A 17,943-nucleotide genomic window follows, 5' to 3' on the forward strand; every position below is an offset into this window, starting at 1 on the left:
GTGAGGAGGTCGGGCGCGCCGGCCGCGGCGGGGGCGTGGTCCGCCGGCCTGCGGCGATCCATCCCGGAAATCCGTTGCGCTTCCGCGGTTGCACAGGTTCGTGGGCGCGACGTTGCGCGGCCGAGGGAGAGACCGGGACTTGCCCGAAGCCACCTATCCGCCCCTCGACGTCCTCAAGCCGGTGGCCGATGGCGTCTGGATCGTCGACAGCGGGCCACTCCGCGTCCTCGGCATCCCCCTCCCGGTCCGCATGACCGTCGTCCGCCTACGCGACGGCGGACTCTGGCTGCACTCACCGACACGGTTCGATCCGCACCTGTACCGCGAGATCGCCGCATTGGGGCCGATCCGGCATCTTGTCGCCCCCAACATCGCCCACTGGACCTTCCTGAAGGCGTGGCAGGCGCATTGTCCGGAGGCGCTGACCTGGGCGGCTCCGAATCTCCGCCAGCGTCGCCCGGTCCGCCGCGCCGGCCTCCGCATCGACCGGGTTCTCGGGGATGACGCCCCCTCCGATTGGGCGGCCGATTTGCGCCAGATCGTCGTGCCGGGCGGCTTCGGGTTCCGGGAGGTTGCGTTCTTTCACGGGGCGAGCCGGACGCTGATCCTGACCGATCTCGTCCTCAACCTGGAACCGGAGAAGATGCCGGCGCTCCTGCGTCCGTTCCTGCGCCTCGCCCGCATGACGCGACCGCACGGCCAGCCGCCACCCTACCTGCGCCTCGTGATCAAACTCCGCCGGCACGACGCCGCGAGAGCAGCGAGCGACCTTCTCACCTTGGCTCCCGAGCGGGTCATCTTCGCACACGGCCTCTGGTTCGCCGGGGACGGCGCAGCGCGCCTCAGACACGCGCTCCGCTGGCTCGCGAAAGGCCTCTGAGGGCGGGCGGTATCGGGATCACGCCGCAGCGATCAGCCGCCGCATGATCCAGGCCCGGGCGGCCGCGAGATCCGCGAAGAGCGGCGGACAAGCCGGTGCGAGCGGGCCGAATCCGGCCTCCAGGAACCACTTTCCGGTGTCCTCGCCGTGCTGCGCCGAGAGGCGGACCAACACCGCGACCAGAAATCCGTCGGCGAAGACGAGCTGGCTCTCGGTATCGTCGCTGCTGGTCGCGACCTGCACGGCCTGCAGGCTCAGGATCATTCGGCCATCGACTTCAAGGCGAAGACTTCGGCCGGATCAGTCCATCGCACGTTGGCGACGGGCGCAGATCTCCGTACCGATCCCTCTGGTCAATCGACCCTTCGCGCCGAAGTTCCGACGTCGATAGGGTCCGGCCGGCAGCCGCCCCCGCGATGGCGCAGTCGGGGATCGCCCGCCCCGCGAAGCAGGCGTGCAGATGGATGACGGCCCGCGCGCCGATTCGGTCCGGGCTCGGCCCGGCGGACGCCTTCGCGCGGGGCACCGACGATGCGTCGACCAGGAGAAGGGCGGTCGTTCAGGGCTCTTCCGGCGGGTCAGCCGCGACGGTGACGGCCCCCTCGATCGAGCGGGCGAGTTCGGTCAGCACCTCCTCCACCATCGGCGGCCAGGGTGCCTTCTCCTCGTCCATGAGGCGGGCAGCGCCGACCAGGGCGGCGATCTGCGCCTCATAGACGGGACGGCCGACGAGCTGCGCGTAGCGCACCCGCGCCGCAAGCGCCGTGGCGAGGCGCTGGACCTCCGCGATCTTCACGCTCGGCGCGCCGCTGCCGTCGCTCATCCGTCCATCCCTCCGGATCCTCGCCGATCCTCATAGGCCATGGGCGGGATACAGTCAGGACCGGCTACCAAGCCTGGAGGATCCAGCCGCAGGCGAGGGCGACGACGACGCCGGCCAGCAACGCCAGGGCGATGTCCCACAGCGGAGCGGTGAACGCTCCCGGCTCCGAGACGAAGCGTGTCAGACTCTCGGGCAGGACCGGTGCCGGCGGCCCGCGCCGCCAGCGCAGGCCAGTGCGGATGCGGCGCATGCGCAGATCCCCCGACCCTCTCAGGCGGTCTCGGCCAGGCGGCCGGCGGCGGCCTGCGCCTTCCGCGCCCCGCCCTTGGTGCGGACGAATTCGCCGAGCGGCTTGCAGGCCGGAAGGCCGATCACCTCCGCGGGCCGCATCCCGGCCGGCGGCCTCGGATCGCACCGGGTCAGGGTGCCGGCGGCCTCCGCGGTCCCGGCGGATCCGCCATCCGCGCTCGGCAGGTCGACGCGATGCCCGATCAGGTACGCTTCGAGGTCGATCAGGCGGTGGCGCAGGCGCCAGATGTCGTTCTCGACGCCGTTGATCTGGACCAGCAGGTCGGAGACGGTGCCCTGGCGCGCCGCGATGGCCGACAGCACGGCGGCCCGCTCGTTCAGCAGAACGGCTTTGACGGTCGGGTTCATGACGCACGCCTCCGAATGTTACTGCGCCACGATCCGCCAATTCCGCCTGCGAAATACCTCTCAAAATTGATTAGCCATTACGCCCGAAGGTTAAGCGCGGAATTCGACGGCATCGCCGCGAAACGACGCCTCCGAATGCACCACATGCCGGCGCGGGCGCGTCGCGGGTGCGGGAACTTCATGAACGGACAGGCGTCGGTTTCTCGCAGACCGACGCACGCAGTTCCGGGAGCTTCACATGCGCAGATCCGCAACCCTCGCCATGGCCGCCACCCTGAGCCTGGCTTCAGCCACCGCCTGGGCCGACCCCGTCGGCAGGACGGGAACCGGGGGCGGCCCCGATACGACCGCCAAGGCGCCCCACACCGCCGCGACCGGCCAGACGGTGCCCAACCCCGGCGCCCTCGGCCCGAGCGAGACCGGCAGCATCGAGCGGCGGGATGCCATCGAGGAGCGCAACGACGCGATCACGCGCGGAATCTGCATCGGCTGCAGCCGCTGAGACCGCAGGCCGTCCGGCCCCATCGCGCCCGGCCAAGCGGCCATCTGCAGGGCGCCCCCAAGGGTATGACGAACCGTCATGGCCGGGGCGCCCTGTTCCGGGCGGGGCTTGAAGCCGCGGCCGCCGCGGCCCAAATCATCGGCCCTCACCCACCATGAACAGGAGTCGAAGCGTGGCGAACGAGTCTGTCGAAGAGGCGACAGAGAAGACCTATTTCGGGCTGACCCTCGCGCAGCATGCGGAGCGGATCCGAAAGCTCGCGACCGAGCGCGGCCTCACCGGCGATGTCTTCGACCGCGTGACTGCGAAGGCCGTCGCGATGATCCCGACCGTCAAGGTGAACGACGCCGCCCAGCGGTGAGCCCGGGCGGGCCGGATCAGCCTTCGGCCCGCAGGCCCTTGATGATGCGCCGGGCGATGGTCCGCACGGCCTCATCGTCCCGCGCCTCGCCCTCGACCGGATCCCACAGGTGGGCGAGGCTGCCCTCAAGCTCGTCCAGCAATTCCGGATGACGCTGCGCCAGAAACCGGACCGTCCCGAACAGCAGATGCTCGGTCGCCATCTCGCGACGACGGGCCTCGGCGACGGCATCGGGATGAAGCTTGGGATTCTGCGCGCTCATGGATGCCCAACGATCGGCGGCGGCGGCGGTTCGTCCCGCAAGGCGTGGTGCGACGCCGCGGAGCGGGCTTCAGCGAACGCGATATCCGCGACGGTTCGTGAGCGTCGCGGACACGCAGCGCACAAGATCGTGCCGGCCAGATCGTGCCGGCCCGGTGCGACTGGATCGGACGCGAGAAACGCGGCACGGGGCGCCCTCAGCGCCGCAGTGCCCCGAACCAGGTGACAAGGGGCTCCGCGAACGCGGCCCAGGTCCGCGACCAAACCGTACCGGTGCGTGCGTCCGCCGGGCGGGCGCCGGCCATCAGGGATGCCACCAGGGCATCCTCGCGGGACTTGCACTCGTCGAGGGCGTTGCGCTCGTCCCCGGCGCGGCTCTGACCCGTCGGCTGATGCCCGGAGGCGTCTCGAAGGCAGCGGTGCCACGCGCGCTCCAGCTCGGCCGGATCGGACGCTCCGGCGACCGGACCCGCGACGGCAGGACCGGTGGTCAGGAGGAGCATCGCGGACAAGCTGAGCACCGGCATGCGCATGATCGCTTTATGCCCGATTCGCGCCCAGCTCGGATAGAACGTAGCAGCAACAGTGGCGGTGGCTCGGGACGGCGGCCGCTCAGCCGTGCCGGCCGGGCTTGGCCATCCGGCAGCTGTGATCCATCAGGTACTCGGCGCTGGCCTCCGGCTCCCGATAGGCCAGGAGGATCATCCCGCCCTGCGGATCCCCGGGATCCGCCTCCACCGCCGCGAAGCTCGCGTCGTGCAGATGCCCCTGCCAGCCCGGCACCCGGGCCAGCGCCGCGAACGGATTGAAATCCGCCACCGCGTCCGGGGGAATCCGCAGCGCGACGTAACGCGCCTCCGCCAGCGGCACGGGGAACGGGGCCCAGGTCTCGCCGACGGCGCCGCCATGGGCCTTCAGGGCCGCCATGACGCTCCGGTGCATGCAGTCGAGATGGATGTGAAGCTGGTCCTGGCTGCGGCCGCCGACGGAATTCACCTCCAGACCCACCGCTGCGACCGGCAGCCGGCCCGGCAGCGCATCCGACACAAAGTGCCGGGCCGCGAGCGCCGCGCGCCAATAGGCGACGCCCCGCGGTCCCTGGAGCACGGGCGCCTCGATGCCCGAGATGCTGTCGGTGGGCATCACCACCGTGTGGGTGGGCTGTCCCGGCGCGCGCAGCACCGCCGTCCCCGGGCGCGTACCATCGCCGAGGTCGACGGAGAGGCAGGGAAAACTCCGGCCCGCCGCCTTCTTGGCGAGCACGCAGCCCTGCAGCGCCACCCAGAGCACGTCCCGCACAGGGTTCGCCGCGATGGCGGCCGGCACCGTGGCGAAGGCGAACAGGATCGCGGCGACCAGACGACGAAGCATGAGCAGATGTTCCGGTCCCCGGCCGCCGTTATGCTACAGGCGGCAGCGCGCCATCACTGTACGCGGGCGCCGTCGGCGCGAGGTTACGATTCCGCGATGCTGAGAGGGAAGGTGCCGTGGCTCGGCCTGATCCGGATCGCGGCCTGGATCCTGGTGGCCCTGATCGCCGCCGTCACGCTGGTGCCGATCGGGCTCCGCCCCGTCGTCACGGCCGAACCCAGCATCGAGCGCTTCGCCGCCTACGCGCTCGCCGGGCTGCTGATGGCCATGGGCTACCCGCGGCACGGGCGCTGGATCCTCGTCGGCAGCATCCTCCTCGCCGGCGGCCTGGAGTTTGGGCAGACCCTTACCGGGACCCGCCACGGCCGGTTCGACGATTTCCTCGTGAAAGCCGTCGCGGCCTTGGCCGGCGCGGTGGCGGGCCGCCTGCTCGCCGTCCTGGGCCGCGGGCGCCCGGACGACGCGACCTGCCGATGAATCCGGCCCGGCCGGACCGTCGCCGCGGACGCGGACGCGGACGCGGACGTTTGCACATGTCCCAATGCATGTCGCCGATGCATGTCTGCGCCGCCAGCCCGGCATCCTGCGGTCGGTCTCCGGCGGAAACCGCCGAGCTTGACCCACGTTGGCTCAGGGGGCTCTCACGCGAGGTGCGGCATGTTCGGCGCAGCCAAGCTCACGGGACGGTTCTGGTTTCGCAAGACGTGGACGGGCAAGCTGGTCCTGCTCGTCGAGGAAGAGAAGCCCCGGTGGCTCAGCCGGACCGGCCTCACCAAGCGCCGCTGGCGCGACGCGCGCCTTCTCGACCTGGCTGAAGCCCCGATGCACGCGCTGATGACGCTCGAGCGCGGCTATCGCGGGGATCCCGCATCCGGTCCGGCGCGGATTCTGCAATCGGTGGTCCCACCCGGGACGCGCGGCGCGATCGCCACGCCGATCGGGACCGCCGTCAACGCGTGAGCGCCGCAGGGGCGCGGGCCGAGCATGGAGGGGCAGGGCTCGGCCCGCCTGCCGTTCGGCTTCTTACCCCCAAAGCCGGAGCGACCCTGCCACTGATCACGGCAGGATTAACACTTCCTGAAGCCGCCCGCCCGGGCCCGCGCCGCAGGCCCCCGTGCGGCCGATCCGAGGGAAGCCGCGCAGCCAGCTCCGACCGGAATGATCCAGCGGCAGAATCGCTACTGATCTATGTTGGTATTCGCCCAGACATTCGGTAGATAACAGCCATAATAGGTTATCTTCGCTCATATATGGACTTGACTGTCGAGAGGCGGATCAACGTTCATGCATCACTCCAACGTGAGAGGCGTTCATGGAAGATAGCAATCCCGCACCGCATCAGGATCCAGTCGATTTTGTGGAGCTGACGGCCGACATTGTTTCCGCTTACGTAGCCAACAATTCCGTCCCGGTCCCCGATCTTCCGTCGCTGCTGTCCGGCGTTCATGCCGCACTCGCCGGCCTGAGCCAGACGACGGTCTCGGCCGAGCCGGAATTCAAGAAGGCGACGCCTGCGCAGATCAAGAAATCGATCACCCCCGACGCCCTGATCAGCTTCATCGACGGCAAGCCGTACAAGACGCTGAAGCGGCATCTCACCGGCAACGGCATGACGATCGAGCAGTATCGGCAGCGCTACGGTCTGCCGCCGGACTATCCGACGACCGCATCCACCTACTCGGCGATGCGGGCCGAGTTCGCCCGCAATGCCGGCCTGGGCCACAAGCGCCGGAGCCCGGCCGCGAAGCGGGGCGAGCCTGCGGCGTCCACCGCGGCGCCGGATGCGGACGGCACGAAGGTGGCCAAGGGCCGCAAGACCCGGAAGGCCGACGCGGAGGCGTGAGCCCTGAGGTTGCGGGCCCTGACGTGCGATCCCGGGGCCCGGACTCGGAATGACGGGATCGGGCGCGGCCAGGGCGGCCGCATCCACCCGTCAAAACCGCGGCGCGGAGTGCCGGAACGACGCCTGCGGCCATCCGTTGGCCCTGCGGAACGCCCGGCTGAACGCCACGGAGCCCAACGTGAACCGACCGATCCCCGCCCTTCTCCTCGCCGCCGCGACCGTGGCCGCCCTCCCGGCCGCAGCCTGGGCGCAGGATCGGCCCGGAACCGGACCGGCGCCCCGGACCGAGACCGCACCGAAGCCGGCGGCCGATACGAAGGATCCCGGCCGGACGGCGACGGAAGCCGTCACCCATCCGTCGGCCGTTCCGCCGACGGAGGGTCAGGTCGGCACCGGCAAACCCCCGGCCACCGGGACCCCTCCGACGACGAGCCGCTAGCGCCCCATCACAGCCCCGGCGCCCCCAGCCGACCTAGCGCGGCCGCACGGGCCTGTCCCCGCCGGGGCGCGACATCGAGGGGTATCGGTCCGGCGGGACAGACGCGGCATGGCCCCGCCGCCGTGGCGGTCGTGCCCCGCGGATCGGGCCGCCATCACAGGCCGCGCCTGCCGGTGGGGCCAGAGCGGGTGCACGGAACCGGGCCCGTCTGCCGCGAGCGCTGCGGCACGCATCGGTGGAAACGACCCGGCCGGCCGGCGGTGACGCGATCGACGAGCTCCTTCAGCCTTCCGCTTGTCCCCCGCGCCCACCGTCCATAGATCCCGACGATGACGGCACTCCCCTTCGACAACAGCTACGCCCGCCTGCCGGAGCGCTTCTACGCGCGCCGGCCGCCGACGCCCGTGGCGGCCCCGCGCCTCGTCCGGCTGAACCGGGCCCTGGCCGCGGAGCTCGGCCTCGATCCGGACTGGCTTGCCGGCCCGGACGGCGTGGCGGCCCTTGCGGGGAACGCCGTCCCGGAGGGCGCCGATCCGATCGCGGCGGCCTATGCCGGACATCAGTTCGGCCAGTTCGTGCCGCAGCTCGGCGACGGCCGCGCGGTCCTCCTGGGCGAAGTGCTCGACCGGACTGGGCAGCGCCGCGATATCCAGCTGAAGGGCGCGGGCCCGACACCGTTCTCCCGGCGGGGCGACGGGCGGGCAGCGCTCGGTCCGGTGCTGCGCGAGTATCTCGTCAGCGAGGCCATGGCGGCGCTCGGCATCCCGACCACCCGGGCGCTCGCCGCCGTGACGACCGGCGAGCCGGTGGTGCGCGAGACGCTCCTGCCGGGCGCGGTCCTCACCCGCGTGGCCGCGAGTCACATCCGGGTCGGGACGTTCCAGTTCTTCGCGGTCCGGGGCGATGTCGAGGGCCTGCGGGCGCTCGCCGACCACGTCGTGGCCCGGCACTATCCCGAGGCCGCTTCGGCCGCGAACCCCTACCGGGCGCTGCTGGAGGGCGTCATCGCCGCCCAGGCCGAACTCGTCGCCCGCTGGCTGCATGTGGGCTTCGTCCACGGGGTCATGAACACCGACAACATGTCGATCGCCGGCGAGACGATCGATTACGGACCCTGCGCCTTCCTCGACGCCTACGATCCCGGGACCGTCTTCAGCTCCATCGACCGCAACGGCCGCTACGCCTACGGCCAGCAGCCGCGCATCGCGCTGTGGAACCTGACGCGGCTGGCCGAGACCCTGCTGCCGCTGCTCGCCGAGGACGAGGCGGGCTCGGTCGCCGAGGCCGAGGCGGCGCTGGCCTCCTATGCGGCGCGCTTTGAGACGGCCTATCACGGCGGCCTCGCCCGCAAGCTCGGCCTCGCCGAGACCCGGGACGGCGACGCCGCTTTGGCGGGCGACCTCCTCAAGCGCATGGCCGAGAATCGGGCCGACTTCACCTTGACGTTCCGCACGCTCTGCGCCGCCGCGGAGCGGCCGGAGGCCGACGCGGGCGTGCGCGACCTGTTCGTCGATCCCACGGCCTACGATGCCTGGGCGAAGGACTGGCGCGGGCGGCTCGCGCAGGAGGCCCGCGACCCGGCCGAGACCGCCGCCGCGATGCGCCGGGTCAATCCGGCCTTCATCCCGCGCAACCACCGGGTCGAGGCGATGATCGAGGCAGCCGTGGAGCGGGGGGATTTCGCCCCGTTCGAGACGCTCCTGACCGTGCTGTCCCGCCCCTACGCGGATCAGCCGGATCAGGCCGCCTTCGCCATGGCGCCCGAGGACGGTGGCGTCGGCTACCGCACCTTCTGCGGCACCTGAGGCGGCGCGCCGACGGTCACTGCCGCGGCCAGGTGAAGATCTCCCGTACCCCGCCCTCGTGCCGAAACCAGTGGACGCGGGTGGCGGGGTTGAAACCGTGATCCCGGTACGACGTGGCGATCACGGAAACGAGAGTCTCCGCCGCCGACCGGTCGTGAATGTCGTAGGCCAGAAGTTTGGGAGCACCGCCAGGTTCGCGGGCGAGATCGCGGACCAGAATCGAATACGACATACTCCCCTCCTTTCGACGCAACCGATCTACTCAACATTATATCTCTAAGGCTAGGATTGTTCGCGTCAGCATCGTGTAAAGGTTAAACATCATTAACCGGAGTGCGTTGATTTGATACGGTCGAGATCGGAGGCGCCAGGCGCGGAGGTCATCCCTGTCGTCACGAGCCTCGCGAGGGGACCGAGAGCGGCGCGGGAGCGATGAGCGGCGCGTGGCCGGATCCCTCAGCTGCGCGTGCAAAGGCGGCGAAGCCATCCCCATGAAACGGAAGTCGAATCGCGTCGCGACCGTGGCCGCCGGCCTGTCGCCCGGGCTCAACGGGATCATCGCCCGCCCCAGCCGGACATCGCGCGCGGCAGGCGCCCACCGAGACCGGACGACGCGAACGGGGGATCCGAAGGCCAAGGTGACGCGGACCCTCGCGTGGTTCGTCGCGCCGGCCCTGGCGCTGCTGCTCGCTCAATGTGGCCCGACGCCCGGCGCGCCAGCGACCGGGATCGTCGTGGCCTCCAAGATCGACACGGAGGGCGGGGTGCTCGGCAACATCATCCTGCAGGCCCTGAAGGCCCGGGGCCTCCCGACGGTCGACAAGATCCAGCTCGGCGCCACCGCGATCGTGCGCCAGGCCCTGATCGAGGGTCAGATCGACATCTATCCGGAATACACCGGCAACGCGGCGTTCTTCTTCGGGAAGGCGGATCTCCCGGTCTGGAAGGATCCCGAGGCGGCCTACCGGACGGCCCGGGACCTGGATCGCGCGGCCAACGACCTCGTCTGGCTGACGCCGGCCTCGGCCAACAACACCTGGGCGATCGCGGTGCGCCAGGAGATCGCGCAGGCCGCGGGCCTGAAGACCCTGAGCGACTTCGGCCGCTACGTAGCGGGCGGCGGCGCGATCAAGCTCGCCGCCGCGTCGGAATTCGTGACCGCCCCGGGCGCCCTGCCGGCCTTCGGCAGGACCTACGGCTTCACCCTCAAGCCGGAGCAGCTCGTCATCCTGGCCGGCGGCGACACGGCCGCCACGATCGCCGCGGCGGCGCGGGGCACGTCCGGCACGAACGCCGCCATGGTGTTCGGCACCGATGGCGCCCTCGCGGTCGCGCGCCTCGTGACGATGGACGACGACAAGGGCGTCCAGCCGGTCTATCAGCCGGCGCCGGTGGTCCGCGGGGCGGTCCTCATGGCCCATCCCGAGATCGCAACGGTGCTGGATCCAATCTTCCGCAGACTCGACCTGGCGACGCTCCGGGATCTCAACGGCCGCGTCCAGATCGGCGGCGAGCCCGCCTCCGCGGTCGCGGCGGACTTCCTCCGGCAGAACGGATTCGTGCGCTGACACGCGTCGACAAGCCGAAGCTCTGCCGGCATGGGTTCTCGGCGGGTCGCGGGGACTCGTCGCGAGGCCGGCCACTTTCGCGCGGGCCCGCGCGCGCCGGCGCCGTCGGAGCTTGAGGATGGGGGGACATTCCGCGACGGGGCTGCTCCGCCCGGGCGTCGATCCGCTGGGCTCGGCCTTCGCGGCCCTGCTGGGACTGAGCCTGCTCGCCCTCCCGCTGATGACGACCCGGCCGAACCGGATCGCGGCCGGCACCGGGCTGACGGCCTGGTCCGCCCTCCCGTCGGATGCGGTGCTCCTCCTCGGAGGCGTCGTCGCCCTCGGCCTGCCGCTGCTGGCGCTCCGGGCGGCGCCGCCCCTGCGCCTCGCCGCCGCCACCGCGATCCTCCTGCTCCTCGGCCTGTCGGCCGGCTGGGCGGCCGATCACCTGACCCTGCCGGGCGACCGGTACGGCCGGGTCTCGCCGGATGCAGGCTGGTGGCTCGCCTTCGCGACGGCGGCCCTCGCCGTCGGCGACGGGCTGGCGCGGCTGCGGCCGGGACCGATCCTGCGGATCGCCCTGCTGGCCCTGCTGGTCGCCGCGACGGGACTCGCCCTGCGGACCGGGTTCTGGAACAACCTCTCGGTGCTGCGGGAATATGCCAGCCGCTCCGACACGTTCGGCCGGGAGTTGCGGACCCATGCCGTTCTCGCCCTCACCTCGGTGGCGGCCGCCGCCGCTCTGGGGATCCCGGCGGCCATCCTGGCGCGCCCGGTTCCTGCGCTGCGGACGGGCCTGCTCGCGACCCTCAACGTCGTGCAGACCATCCCCTCCATGGCGCTGTTCGGGATGCTGATCGCGCCCCTGGCCTGGATCGGCCGGGCGGTCCCGGGCGCGGCCGCCCTCGGCATTGCCGGAATCGGCGCCGCGCCGGCCTTCGTGGCGCTGTTCGCCTACGCGCTCCTGCCCGTGGCCGCCGCGACTGTCGCGGGCCTCGATGCCGTGCCCTGGCCGGTGCGCGACGCCGCCCGGGGCGTCGGCATGACCGCGCGGCAGCGGCTGCTCCAGGTGGAGCTGCCCCTCGCCCTCCCGGCGATCCTGACCGGAATCCGGATCGTCCTCGTCCAGAACATCGGGCTTGCGGTGATCGCGGGGCTCGTGGGCGGCGGCGGCCTCGGCGTGTTCGTCTTCCAGGGCATCAGCCAGAATGCGGGCGACCTCGTCCTGCTCGGCGCGCTGCCGACCGTCGCCATGGCGACCGGCGCCGCGGTGCTGCTCGACGCGGTCGTCGATCTGAGCCGGGGCCGGGCGGCGGAGCGGGTTCCATGATCGACCTCGCCCAGGTGAGCCGCGTCTTCGAAGGACGCACGGTCGTGGCGGACGTGACCCTCCGGGTCGAGGCCGGGACGATTCTGACGGTGGTCGGCACCTCGGGATCGGGCAAGACCACCCTGCTGCGGATGATCAACCGCCTGATCGAGCCGAGCGCCGGCACGATCCGGATCGCAGGCCGCGACATCCGGGACGTGCCTCCGCATCTCCTGCGGCGCGGGATCGGCTACGCCATCCAGGGACACGGGCTGTTCCCCCACCGCACGGTCGCGGAGAACATCGCGGTGGTGCCGAAGCTGCTCGACTGGGACCGGAGGCGGATCGCCGCCCGGGTCGACGAACTCCTCAGCCTGTTCAACCTCGATCCGGCGGCCTACCGGGATCGCCTGCCGGCGGCGCTCTCCGGCGGCGAACAGCAGCGGATCGGCGTCGCCCGGGCACTCGCCGCCGAGCCGCCGATCCTGCTCATGGACGAGCCCTTCGGCGCCCTCGATCCGATCATCCGCGGTCGGGCGCAGGAGGATCTGCGGACGATCCAGCAGCGCTACAACACCACGATCATGCTGGTGACCCACGACATGGACGAGGCCCTCCACCTCGGACACCGGATCGCCGTGATGGATGCCGGGCGCCTCGTGCAGGAGGCGCCGCCGGCAGACCTTCTCGGCGCACCCGCCACCGCCTTCGTCGGCACCCTCCTCGGCAGCGGCGACCGGGCCTTCCAGCTCATGGCCCTGCGCGTGGTGGACGATCTGGTGGAGCCCGGCCCGGCGCCGGGCCCGCCCATCCCGGCCGGGACCTCGGTGCGGGCCGCCCTCGCGGAGAGCCTGTGGTCCCGGCGCCCGGCCCTGCCGGTCAGCCGCGACGGCGTCATCCTGGGACGGGTGACGCGGGCGGCCCTCGAGGCGCAGGGCGGCCGGCCGTGAGCCGGGCCCCGCCTCTCGCCTGGGCCGCGCTCCTCGCCCTCCTCGGCGTGTTCCTGGTCGCTCCGGGCCGATTCGCGCCCCTGTTTCAGCCGTTCGCCCCCGGCGACACGCCGCCGATCTACGCGCAGACGCCGCTGCTGACCCTCGCCGTCAACCACCTCCTGCTGGTCGCCGCCGCGACCCTGACGGCCGCCGCGATCGCCGTCGGCCTCGCGGTCGCGGCCACCCGGCCGGCCGGGCGCGACGTGCTGCCGTTCGCCCGGTCGGTGGCCCGGATCGGGCAGACCTTTCCGCCAGTGGCGGTCCTGGCCCTGGCGGTGCCGATCTTCGGGTTCGGCGCCGTCCCGACCCTGATCGCCCTGGTGCTCTACGGGCTCCTGCCGATCTTCGAGACCGCGCTCACCGGGCTCGACGGGCTCGATCCCGCGCTGATGGAGGCCGCGCGCGGCATGGGAATGACCGACCGGCAGCGGCTCCTCCGCGTCGAGCTGCCCCTGGCGCTGCCGATGATCCTGTCGGGGATCCGCCTCGCTGCCGTCATCGGCCTCGCGACGGCGACCATCGGCTCGACGGTGGCGGCCAGCACCCTCGGCGAAGTGATCATCTCCGGCCTCCTCACCGGCAACACCGCCTACGTGCTGCAGGGCGGCCTCGTGGTGTCGGCGCTGGCTCTCCTGATCGATGCCGGCTTCCGCCATGTCGAGCGCGGGGCGGCACGCCGGGCTGGATTTCGTTCCTAGACGCGACTAAAACGCCAGCGGGGCCGTACGCGCGGCCCTGGGGCGTGGAACCCCCTGTCTGATGGTTGGTGCCGACCAGAACGGCACCCGCATCCTTGGCCATACGGTCGGGGAGCCTGCGACGCATGTCCAGGCGTTCCGGCGCTAAAGGTCGTAGGGACCGTTCAGACACGGTTTTCCAACTCCCCGACTCGGGATGGTCGAAGGCTCGTTCGCGGGGGCGCACCGCGGATCAGAGCCCGCCGGGGGGATGGACCATGGGCTCCAGCGATCCCGAAACGCGCGGACGTCAGCTCGCCCGGCTGCGCGCGGCCTACGAGGGCCGTCCGGGGCGGCCGGACCGCGCCGGCAGTGGCGCGCGGCACTCGCGGGCGCTCTTGGGACGGATCCTCGTGGTGCTCGGCGGCCTGCCGGACGGAACCGGCTTGCCGGCGATCGGTCCGGGCGGGAACGGACGCGCCCGCTCGTAGCATCGGCCCGCCCACGCGCCGGAATCGCGCGGCATGACCGGCCCCAGACGCACGGCGGGCCAGGCGCATATGGACCGCCAGCCGGCCCGGCAGCGATGGCGACGCGCAGATCGAGCGACAAAAACTGTCAAACTCCAAACATATTGAATATTTAAACTCGCTATAACAATATTAACTCGACGCACACGATTCGTTCGGCCGTCGTCCAATTGCGCGATCGATGCCGACCGGTCTTGAAAGCGTCGGACTGGGAGGTCGCCATGACACGAAGGACCATCCACACAGCATTCGCTTCAGGACTCTCCGTTGTCGCGCTCGTCCTGATGCTGCCCGCTGCCGTAACGGCCCGCGCCGAGGACATGCCGCGACAGGGCGATTTCAGAATCACTTACACATCGACAAATATCTCTGCGCCGAAACCTGTCACGATCGGCGACAACCGAACGGCTTCGGCAACGATCAACATGATGACCGCCGTCAACGAATCGGGCGGGCGGCTCCTGCACAACATGGCCGGACGCTGCACCTCCGCCCCGCTGATCGACACCGCCGCCAAGACCCTCGAGAATCACGGCTATTGCGACTACGTCGACGCCGACGGCGACCACGTCTTCGAGAAGTGGGACTATCCGGTCCAGCCCCTGGGCGCGGTCAACGAGGGCACGGGCGAGTGGATCGGCGGAACCGGCAAATACGCCGGCATCTCCGGGACCATGAAGATCCGCTCCCGACGGCTGAACTCCCTCACGGACGGCGCCATCCAGGTGGTCGGTGAGAAGCTCGGCAGCTACAGCTTCACCAACGCGGTGGCCAGCGCGAAGCGGGACTGACGGGTTCGGGGCGACGGGACAGGCGGGCCGACTTGGCGGTAAGACGCCGTTCATGACGCCCGCCGACCGAGACCGGTTCGAAAAATGCCTCGCCCTCGCCGCCCAGGGCGCCACGATGGGTGAGCGCGCGGCCGCCCGGGCCGCCGCCGAGCGCATCGCCCGGGGCGCGGGCCTCACCTTCGCCGAGGCGGCCGAAGCGCTCCGGCGGACGGGACAGGAATCCGCCCACCGGGCGACCCGTCCGCCACCGCCCCGGCAGCCCTATCCCTGGGCGCAACCCAAGGCGCCGGTGACGCCCATCACGGTCGAGGAACTGCTCCGCCAGAAGGCCGAGACGGAGGCGTGGCAGAAGCGGTCGGCGGCCGCCGCCGACCGCCGGCGGAAGCGGGAGCGCGCCGACCAGGACGCCTACGTGGCGGAGCAGCGCGCCCGGCAGGCGGAGCGCGACCGGGACTGGGCCCGCACCCGCACGGATCCTCCGGCCGCGCCGGGGGACGAGGCCTGAGCGTCGCTCGGCCGGCGGAGAGCCGTCTCAGCGGCGGGGCTGCGGACGCGCGCTCCGGTGCGCCCGCGCCCGGCGATGGCGCGGGGCGACCCGCGGCGTGGCCTGCGGCTCCGCGGCGACGGCCGGGGGACCGGGCGCGACGCCGTCATGGGCCGCGACGATCCGGCGGGCCTCCTCGACGCTCATGTCGCAGGCGCTCGTCATGCCCTGCAGGGCGCCCAGGGCGCGGTTGTATTCGGGAAGGTTGGTGCATCCGGGAACGCCCCACGCCCAGGCGGACGCCGGCACTATCCCCACCGCCGCCAGCACGAGGGCGACAAAACCGTTCCTGATCGACACGGATGCTCCTCCGCTCCCCGAGACCCGATTCCGGCCCCCGGCGGGGAAACGCGGTCACACCGGTGGCGGGTTCACCGCCGCCGGGTCAGGCCCCGCCGCACATGTGCTGGGAGTCCGGCAGAGTCCAGGAATCCAGCGTGCGCAGGTTGGTCGTCGTATACATCTTGCCGCGATCGTCGCCCTTGGGGCAGCCGGTCGGCAGGGCGACGAGGCAGGTCATCACCCGATCGCCAACCCGCGACCGCGCGATCGCGTCGATATAGGCGTAGGAGACGCCATAGACGCCGTTCTTGAGATCGACGCTCGTCCCCTCGTCGATCCCGTCGCCCTTCGGCTTCACGAGCTTGTCGCTGAACCGCGTCCCGATCCGCGAGATCGTGGTCGCCACGCAGGTGCCGACCCGTGTCGGCATCTGCGCCGCGGCGGTGCCGGGGGCGAGCCCGAGACCGACGACGAGCGCGCCCGCCAGAACCGCACCGGTCCGGCCCCCCATCAGGCGGCTTCGAGCAGGAAATTGGCCCGCCGGAACATCAGCTCGCGCCGGTAGAGGTAGACGCCGCCCCGCCGCATCGCCGCATGCGCCGCGTCCGCATCGAACCCGTACGGCTTGTCCCGCGCGGTATCGATGCAGCCCACATACATCCAGTGCACACCGTCGATGATCGCCGGGATCGGCTGGTCTTGTCGGACGGCGCAGAACTGCTCACCGTCCGTGGCCGCCACGAAAATGTAGAAGGTCTTCCGCGCGCACATCCGAACCTCCAGAGGTCTCGGGGGTGTAACCGCAAGGCAACGGTCAAGGGATAAACTGATTCCGCTGCAATAGTCAAGCTTCTGCCACATTTTCGTCACGCCCGAGACAGAACCGGCGCAGCCTCACACCCGCCACCCTTCGAAGATCGGCCGCGCCCGAGAGCCCGCCCCGTCCGGCGCGCCTCCCATCGCGAACGAGGCATGACCCGGCAAGGTCCGGCGCCGGCCTGGATCCATCGACGGCTCGGCCCCGTCGGACCGTCTCATCGGCCGCGCTCCTTCGCCCGGCTTCAGGCAGCCGCACATTCCCTGCGCCCGACGGTGGACCACCCCGGCGCGAAGGCCGGAAACCTCAGACAACAGCGCAGACCGATAAGCCTTCGGATCCGGCTCTCTAAGATCTCAATAAAATTTTGTATGCATAATAAGAGGGTTACCGGACATGCGAACAAGTATTGACAGGCCATAATGTACGAGTAGTCATAAGGACCGAGCGAGGTTGCCGGGACCAGAGATGCGATCGATCGCGTTGCCGAAAGACCAAGACCATCTCGAATCGACGATCAGCGAGGTCGCGGTGCGCGTCGTCACGGCCTACCTGTCGAACAACGCAATTCCTCACACCAGCCTGCCGCCGCTTCTGGCCACCGTGCACGGCGCCCTGTTCGCACTGACAGACCGGCCGAAGGCCGCCGAGATCCCCTATGAGCAGCCGACCCCCGCGCAGATCCATCGGTCGGTCCGCCCGGACGGCATCGTCAGCTTCATCGATGGCCGATCTTACAAGACCTTGAAGCGGCATCTCACGGCACATGGGCTGACGCCGGCCTCGTATCGCGTGCGCTACGGGCTGCCGGAGGACTACCCGATGACCGCGCCCGGCTATGCCGAGCGACGTTCGGAAATCGCCAAGGCGATCCGGCTCGGCCGCAACGCGGCCTGATCGGCGCGATCCCCGGCGCCCCCCGGCTGCCGCGCGGCACCCCGACCGCGCCCGCGCACGATGGCCGGGCGGGCTCCCGCCGGGAGCCTCACCGGGCTCGGCGGACCAGCCTCGCGCTCGCTTGTGAACCGATCGGCCGCGTGGACGTAGATACCCTGGACCTATGACGCGCGCCGGCGATGCTGGAACCGTCCGCTGGGACGACGCGATCAGGCGAGGGGAATGCGGGCATGAAGGGTCTGTCGGGCTGCGTCGTCCTCCTGTCCCTGCTCGGCGGGGGAGCGGCCTCCGCACAGACCGTCCTGGCGCCATCCGGCGACTCGGCCGTGACGCAGCCCGGTGGGACGGCCGGTCGCTCCGCACGACGCAACATCCGGGAGGCCTACCGCAACGGCGACGTGATCGGCCATCGGCCCGGCCCGGTCGCTCCCGTATCGCAGCGCGATCGATCTCGGCACACGCAACCGCGCTTCTAGCCGGCGGCTGCGGACCCTATCAGCGCGGCGCGCGCCCAGGCCGGCTTCGCTCCGTCGGCGAAACGAGCGGGAGGCAGGGACGTCCGCGGCAGCCGGCCGGCCTGCGCGGCGCCGGATCTCGTGTGACCCGCGACAGCAG

Annotated in this window: 28 protein-coding genes; 17 read left to right on the plus strand and 11 right to left on the minus strand. The window is 71.1% G+C overall.

Features of this window, described 5'->3' with window-relative positions; genetic code table 11:
- The first annotated feature begins 139 nt into the window (after window positions 1-139).
- A complete protein-coding gene (locus A3862_RS07470; protein ID WP_043760072.1) occupies window positions 140-880 on the plus strand; it encodes a DUF4336 domain-containing protein in 741 nt (246 codons plus the stop codon).
- Window positions 881-898: 18 nt separating this feature from the next.
- Here the strand turns inward: A3862_RS07470 and A3862_RS07475 are convergent, their stop codons facing one another.
- From A3862_RS07475 to A3862_RS07490, 4 genes are all read right to left on the minus strand, one after another.
- A complete protein-coding gene (locus A3862_RS07475; RefSeq protein ID WP_043357477.1) occupies window positions 899-1,144 on the minus strand; it encodes a hypothetical protein in 246 nt (81 codons plus the stop codon).
- 295 nt (window positions 1,145-1,439) lie between these two features.
- Complete coding sequence (locus tag A3862_RS07480) at window positions 1,440-1,703, minus strand: hypothetical protein (protein ID WP_043357480.1); 264 nt, start codon at window positions 1,701-1,703, stop codon at window positions 1,440-1,442.
- Between the two features lie 64 nt (window positions 1,704-1,767).
- A complete protein-coding gene (locus tag A3862_RS07485) occupies window positions 1,768-1,953 on the minus strand; it encodes a hypothetical protein (RefSeq protein WP_043357482.1) in 186 nt (61 codons plus the stop codon).
- A 20-nt stretch (window positions 1,954-1,973) separates the two neighbouring features.
- On the minus strand, window positions 1,974-2,360 hold the full coding sequence (locus tag A3862_RS07490; RefSeq protein WP_043760070.1) for a hypothetical protein: 387 nt from the start codon (window positions 2,358-2,360) through the stop codon (window positions 1,974-1,976).
- Window positions 2,361-2,598: 238 nt separating this feature from the next.
- Here A3862_RS07490 and A3862_RS07495 point away from each other — a divergent pair, with 238 nt between their 5' ends.
- Window positions 2,599-2,862 carry a hypothetical protein gene (locus A3862_RS07495; protein ID WP_043389003.1) on the plus strand — a complete coding sequence of 88 codons (264 nt, stop codon included), beginning with the start codon at window positions 2,599-2,601 and terminating at the stop codon, window positions 2,860-2,862.
- Between the two features lie 172 nt (window positions 2,863-3,034).
- Window positions 3,035-3,223, plus strand: coding sequence for a hypothetical protein (locus A3862_RS07500; protein WP_043760068.1), 189 nt, complete (start codon window positions 3,035-3,037; stop codon window positions 3,221-3,223).
- Between the two features lie 16 nt (window positions 3,224-3,239).
- Here A3862_RS07500 and A3862_RS07505 read toward each other — a convergent pair whose 3' ends face one another.
- From A3862_RS07505 to A3862_RS07515, 3 genes are all read right to left on the minus strand, one after another.
- Window positions 3,240-3,485, minus strand: a complete 246-nt coding sequence (locus A3862_RS07505; protein ID WP_236961841.1) for a hypothetical protein — start codon at window positions 3,483-3,485, stop codon at window positions 3,240-3,242.
- Between the two features lie 196 nt (window positions 3,486-3,681).
- Window positions 3,682-4,011, minus strand: coding sequence for a hypothetical protein (locus tag A3862_RS07510; RefSeq protein WP_236952769.1), 330 nt, complete (start codon window positions 4,009-4,011; stop codon window positions 3,682-3,684).
- 85 nt (window positions 4,012-4,096) lie between these two features.
- A complete protein-coding gene (locus A3862_RS07515; protein ID WP_043760066.1) occupies window positions 4,097-4,855 on the minus strand; it encodes a CDP-diacylglycerol diphosphatase in 759 nt (252 codons plus the stop codon).
- 96 nt (window positions 4,856-4,951) lie between these two features.
- Between A3862_RS07515 and A3862_RS07520 the strand changes: the two genes are divergently transcribed.
- The 5 genes from A3862_RS07520 (at window position 4,952) to A3862_RS07540 (ending at window position 8,942) form a co-directional block, all read left to right on the plus strand.
- Window positions 4,952-5,332 (plus strand): hypothetical protein, encoded by a 381-nt coding sequence (locus A3862_RS07520; RefSeq protein WP_043357494.1) that lies wholly within the window; start codon window positions 4,952-4,954, stop codon window positions 5,330-5,332.
- Window positions 5,333-5,512: 180 nt separating this feature from the next.
- Complete coding sequence (locus A3862_RS07525; RefSeq protein WP_043357496.1) at window positions 5,513-5,815, plus strand: hypothetical protein; 303 nt, start codon at window positions 5,513-5,515, stop codon at window positions 5,813-5,815.
- 352 nt (window positions 5,816-6,167) lie between these two features.
- Window positions 6,168-6,698: a MucR family transcriptional regulator gene (locus A3862_RS07530; protein ID WP_043357498.1), complete on the plus strand. Its 531-nt coding sequence runs from the start codon at window positions 6,168-6,170 to the stop codon at window positions 6,696-6,698.
- 178 nt (window positions 6,699-6,876) lie between these two features.
- The gene (locus A3862_RS07535; RefSeq protein WP_043357512.1) at window positions 6,877-7,137 is read left to right on the plus strand and encodes a hypothetical protein; all 261 of its coding nucleotides are present in this window, start codon (window positions 6,877-6,879) and stop codon (window positions 7,135-7,137) included.
- 329 nt (window positions 7,138-7,466) lie between these two features.
- A complete protein-coding gene (locus A3862_RS07540; protein ID WP_043760064.1) occupies window positions 7,467-8,942 on the plus strand; it encodes a protein adenylyltransferase SelO in 1,476 nt (491 codons plus the stop codon).
- 16 nt (window positions 8,943-8,958) lie between these two features.
- Here the strand turns inward: A3862_RS07540 and A3862_RS07545 are convergent, their stop codons facing one another.
- Entirely contained in the window at window positions 8,959-9,174 is a 216-nt protein-coding gene (locus A3862_RS07545) for a hypothetical protein (RefSeq protein WP_043357502.1), read from the minus strand.
- A 259-nt stretch (window positions 9,175-9,433) separates the two neighbouring features.
- Here A3862_RS07545 and osmF point away from each other — a divergent pair, with 259 nt between their 5' ends.
- The 7 genes from osmF (at window position 9,434) to A3862_RS07580 (ending at window position 15,293) form a co-directional block, all read left to right on the plus strand.
- The gene (gene osmF, locus A3862_RS07550; protein ID WP_236961842.1) at window positions 9,434-10,510 is read left to right on the plus strand and encodes a glycine betaine ABC transporter substrate-binding protein OsmF; all 1,077 of its coding nucleotides are present in this window, start codon (window positions 9,434-9,436) and stop codon (window positions 10,508-10,510) included.
- Between the two features lie 118 nt (window positions 10,511-10,628).
- Window positions 10,629-11,819, plus strand: a complete 1,191-nt coding sequence (locus A3862_RS07555) for an ABC transporter permease (protein ID WP_111473462.1) — start codon at window positions 10,629-10,631, stop codon at window positions 11,817-11,819.
- Window positions 11,816-12,748 carry an ABC transporter ATP-binding protein gene (locus A3862_RS07560; RefSeq protein WP_111473463.1) on the plus strand — a complete coding sequence of 311 codons (933 nt, stop codon included), beginning with the start codon at window positions 11,816-11,818 and terminating at the stop codon, window positions 12,746-12,748. Before A3862_RS07555 ends, A3862_RS07560 begins: the two co-directional genes overlap by 4 nt.
- A complete protein-coding gene (locus A3862_RS07565) occupies window positions 12,745-13,488 on the plus strand; it encodes an ABC transporter permease (RefSeq protein WP_053609670.1) in 744 nt (247 codons plus the stop codon). Before A3862_RS07560 ends, A3862_RS07565 begins: the two co-directional genes overlap by 4 nt.
- Window positions 13,489-13,745: 257 nt before the next feature.
- Window positions 13,746-13,958 (plus strand): hypothetical protein, encoded by a 213-nt coding sequence (locus tag A3862_RS07570; protein ID WP_111473464.1) that lies wholly within the window; start codon window positions 13,746-13,748, stop codon window positions 13,956-13,958.
- 464 nt (window positions 13,959-14,422) lie between these two features.
- Window positions 14,423-14,788 (plus strand): hypothetical protein, encoded by a 366-nt coding sequence (locus A3862_RS07575; RefSeq protein WP_236952768.1) that lies wholly within the window; start codon window positions 14,423-14,425, stop codon window positions 14,786-14,788.
- A gap of 52 nt (window positions 14,789-14,840) precedes the next feature.
- Window positions 14,841-15,293 carry a hypothetical protein gene (locus tag A3862_RS07580; protein WP_043389021.1) on the plus strand — a complete coding sequence of 151 codons (453 nt, stop codon included), beginning with the start codon at window positions 14,841-14,843 and terminating at the stop codon, window positions 15,291-15,293.
- A gap of 27 nt (window positions 15,294-15,320) precedes the next feature.
- Here A3862_RS07580 and A3862_RS07585 read toward each other — a convergent pair whose 3' ends face one another.
- From A3862_RS07585 to A3862_RS07595, 3 genes are all read right to left on the minus strand, one after another.
- A complete protein-coding gene (locus A3862_RS07585) occupies window positions 15,321-15,632 on the minus strand; it encodes a hypothetical protein (RefSeq protein WP_164706350.1) in 312 nt (103 codons plus the stop codon).
- Window positions 15,633-15,717: 85 nt separating this feature from the next.
- Window positions 15,718-16,125 carry a hypothetical protein gene (locus tag A3862_RS07590; protein ID WP_043389025.1) on the minus strand — a complete coding sequence of 136 codons (408 nt, stop codon included), beginning with the start codon at window positions 16,123-16,125 and terminating at the stop codon, window positions 15,718-15,720.
- Complete coding sequence (locus tag A3862_RS07595) at window positions 16,125-16,385, minus strand: hypothetical protein (RefSeq protein ID WP_043357527.1); 261 nt, start codon at window positions 16,383-16,385, stop codon at window positions 16,125-16,127. The genes A3862_RS07590 and A3862_RS07595 overlap by 1 nt, the downstream gene beginning before the upstream one ends.
- Before the next feature lie 529 nt (window positions 16,386-16,914).
- Between A3862_RS07595 and A3862_RS07600 the strand changes: the two genes are divergently transcribed.
- The gene (locus tag A3862_RS07600) at window positions 16,915-17,328 is read left to right on the plus strand and encodes a MucR family transcriptional regulator (RefSeq protein WP_111474315.1); all 414 of its coding nucleotides are present in this window, start codon (window positions 16,915-16,917) and stop codon (window positions 17,326-17,328) included.
- Between the two features lie 230 nt (window positions 17,329-17,558).
- Complete coding sequence (locus tag A3862_RS07605) at window positions 17,559-17,804, plus strand: hypothetical protein (RefSeq protein ID WP_111473465.1); 246 nt, start codon at window positions 17,559-17,561, stop codon at window positions 17,802-17,804.
- Window positions 17,805-17,943: the final 139 nt, after the last annotated feature.

The sequence above is a fragment of the Methylobacterium sp. XJLW genome, assembly GCF_003254375.1.
Lineage (GTDB): Bacteria > Pseudomonadota > Alphaproteobacteria > Rhizobiales > Beijerinckiaceae > Methylobacterium > Methylobacterium fujisawaense.

Excerpts from the sequence above, each read along its gene's own strand:
- A3862_RS07475 (WP_043357477.1), bottom strand. The coding sequence starts at position 1,144 with ATGATCCTGAGCCTGCAGGCCGTGCAGGTCGCGACCAGCAGCGACGAT.
- A3862_RS07480 (WP_043357480.1), bottom strand. The coding sequence starts at position 1,703 with ATGAGCGACGGCAGCGGCGCGCCGAGCGTGAAGATCGCGGAGGTCCAG.
- A3862_RS07485 (WP_043357482.1), bottom strand. The coding sequence starts at position 1,953 with ATGCGCCGCATCCGCACTGGCCTGCGCTGGCGGCGCGGGCCGCCGGCA.
- A3862_RS07490 (WP_043760070.1), bottom strand. The coding sequence starts at position 2,360 with ATGAACCCGACCGTCAAAGCCGTTCTGCTGAACGAGCGGGCCGCCGTG.
- A3862_RS07495 (WP_043389003.1), top strand. The coding sequence starts at position 2,599 with ATGCGCAGATCCGCAACCCTCGCCATGGCCGCCACCCTGAGCCTGGCT.
- A3862_RS07505 (WP_236961841.1), bottom strand. The coding sequence starts at position 3,485 with ATGAGCGCGCAGAATCCCAAGCTTCATCCCGATGCCGTCGCCGAGGCC.
- A3862_RS07510 (WP_236952769.1), bottom strand. The coding sequence starts at position 4,011 with ATGCCGGTGCTCAGCTTGTCCGCGATGCTCCTCCTGACCACCGGTCCT.
- A3862_RS07515 (WP_043760066.1), bottom strand. The coding sequence starts at position 4,855 with ATGCTTCGTCGTCTGGTCGCCGCGATCCTGTTCGCCTTCGCCACGGTG.
- A3862_RS07520 (WP_043357494.1), top strand. The coding sequence starts at position 4,952 with ATGCTGAGAGGGAAGGTGCCGTGGCTCGGCCTGATCCGGATCGCGGCC.
- A3862_RS07525 (WP_043357496.1), top strand. The coding sequence starts at position 5,513 with ATGTTCGGCGCAGCCAAGCTCACGGGACGGTTCTGGTTTCGCAAGACG.
- A3862_RS07530 (WP_043357498.1), top strand. The coding sequence starts at position 6,168 with ATGGAAGATAGCAATCCCGCACCGCATCAGGATCCAGTCGATTTTGTG.
- A3862_RS07540 (WP_043760064.1), top strand. The coding sequence starts at position 7,467 with ATGACGGCACTCCCCTTCGACAACAGCTACGCCCGCCTGCCGGAGCGC.
- A3862_RS07545 (WP_043357502.1), bottom strand. The coding sequence starts at position 9,174 with ATGTCGTATTCGATTCTGGTCCGCGATCTCGCCCGCGAACCTGGCGGT.
- osmF (WP_236961842.1), top strand. The coding sequence starts at position 9,434 with ATGAAACGGAAGTCGAATCGCGTCGCGACCGTGGCCGCCGGCCTGTCG.
- A3862_RS07555 (WP_111473462.1), top strand. The coding sequence starts at position 10,629 with ATGGGGGGACATTCCGCGACGGGGCTGCTCCGCCCGGGCGTCGATCCG.
- A3862_RS07560 (WP_111473463.1), top strand. The coding sequence starts at position 11,816 with ATGATCGACCTCGCCCAGGTGAGCCGCGTCTTCGAAGGACGCACGGTC.
- A3862_RS07570 (WP_111473464.1), top strand. The coding sequence starts at position 13,746 with ATGGGCTCCAGCGATCCCGAAACGCGCGGACGTCAGCTCGCCCGGCTG.
- A3862_RS07575 (WP_236952768.1), top strand. The coding sequence starts at position 14,423 with ATGATGACCGCCGTCAACGAATCGGGCGGGCGGCTCCTGCACAACATG.
- A3862_RS07580 (WP_043389021.1), top strand. The coding sequence starts at position 14,841 with ATGACGCCCGCCGACCGAGACCGGTTCGAAAAATGCCTCGCCCTCGCC.
- A3862_RS07590 (WP_043389025.1), bottom strand. The coding sequence starts at position 16,125 with ATGGGGGGCCGGACCGGTGCGGTTCTGGCGGGCGCGCTCGTCGTCGGT.
- A3862_RS07595 (WP_043357527.1), bottom strand. The coding sequence starts at position 16,385 with ATGTGCGCGCGGAAGACCTTCTACATTTTCGTGGCGGCCACGGACGGT.
- A3862_RS07605 (WP_111473465.1), top strand. The coding sequence starts at position 17,559 with ATGAAGGGTCTGTCGGGCTGCGTCGTCCTCCTGTCCCTGCTCGGCGGG.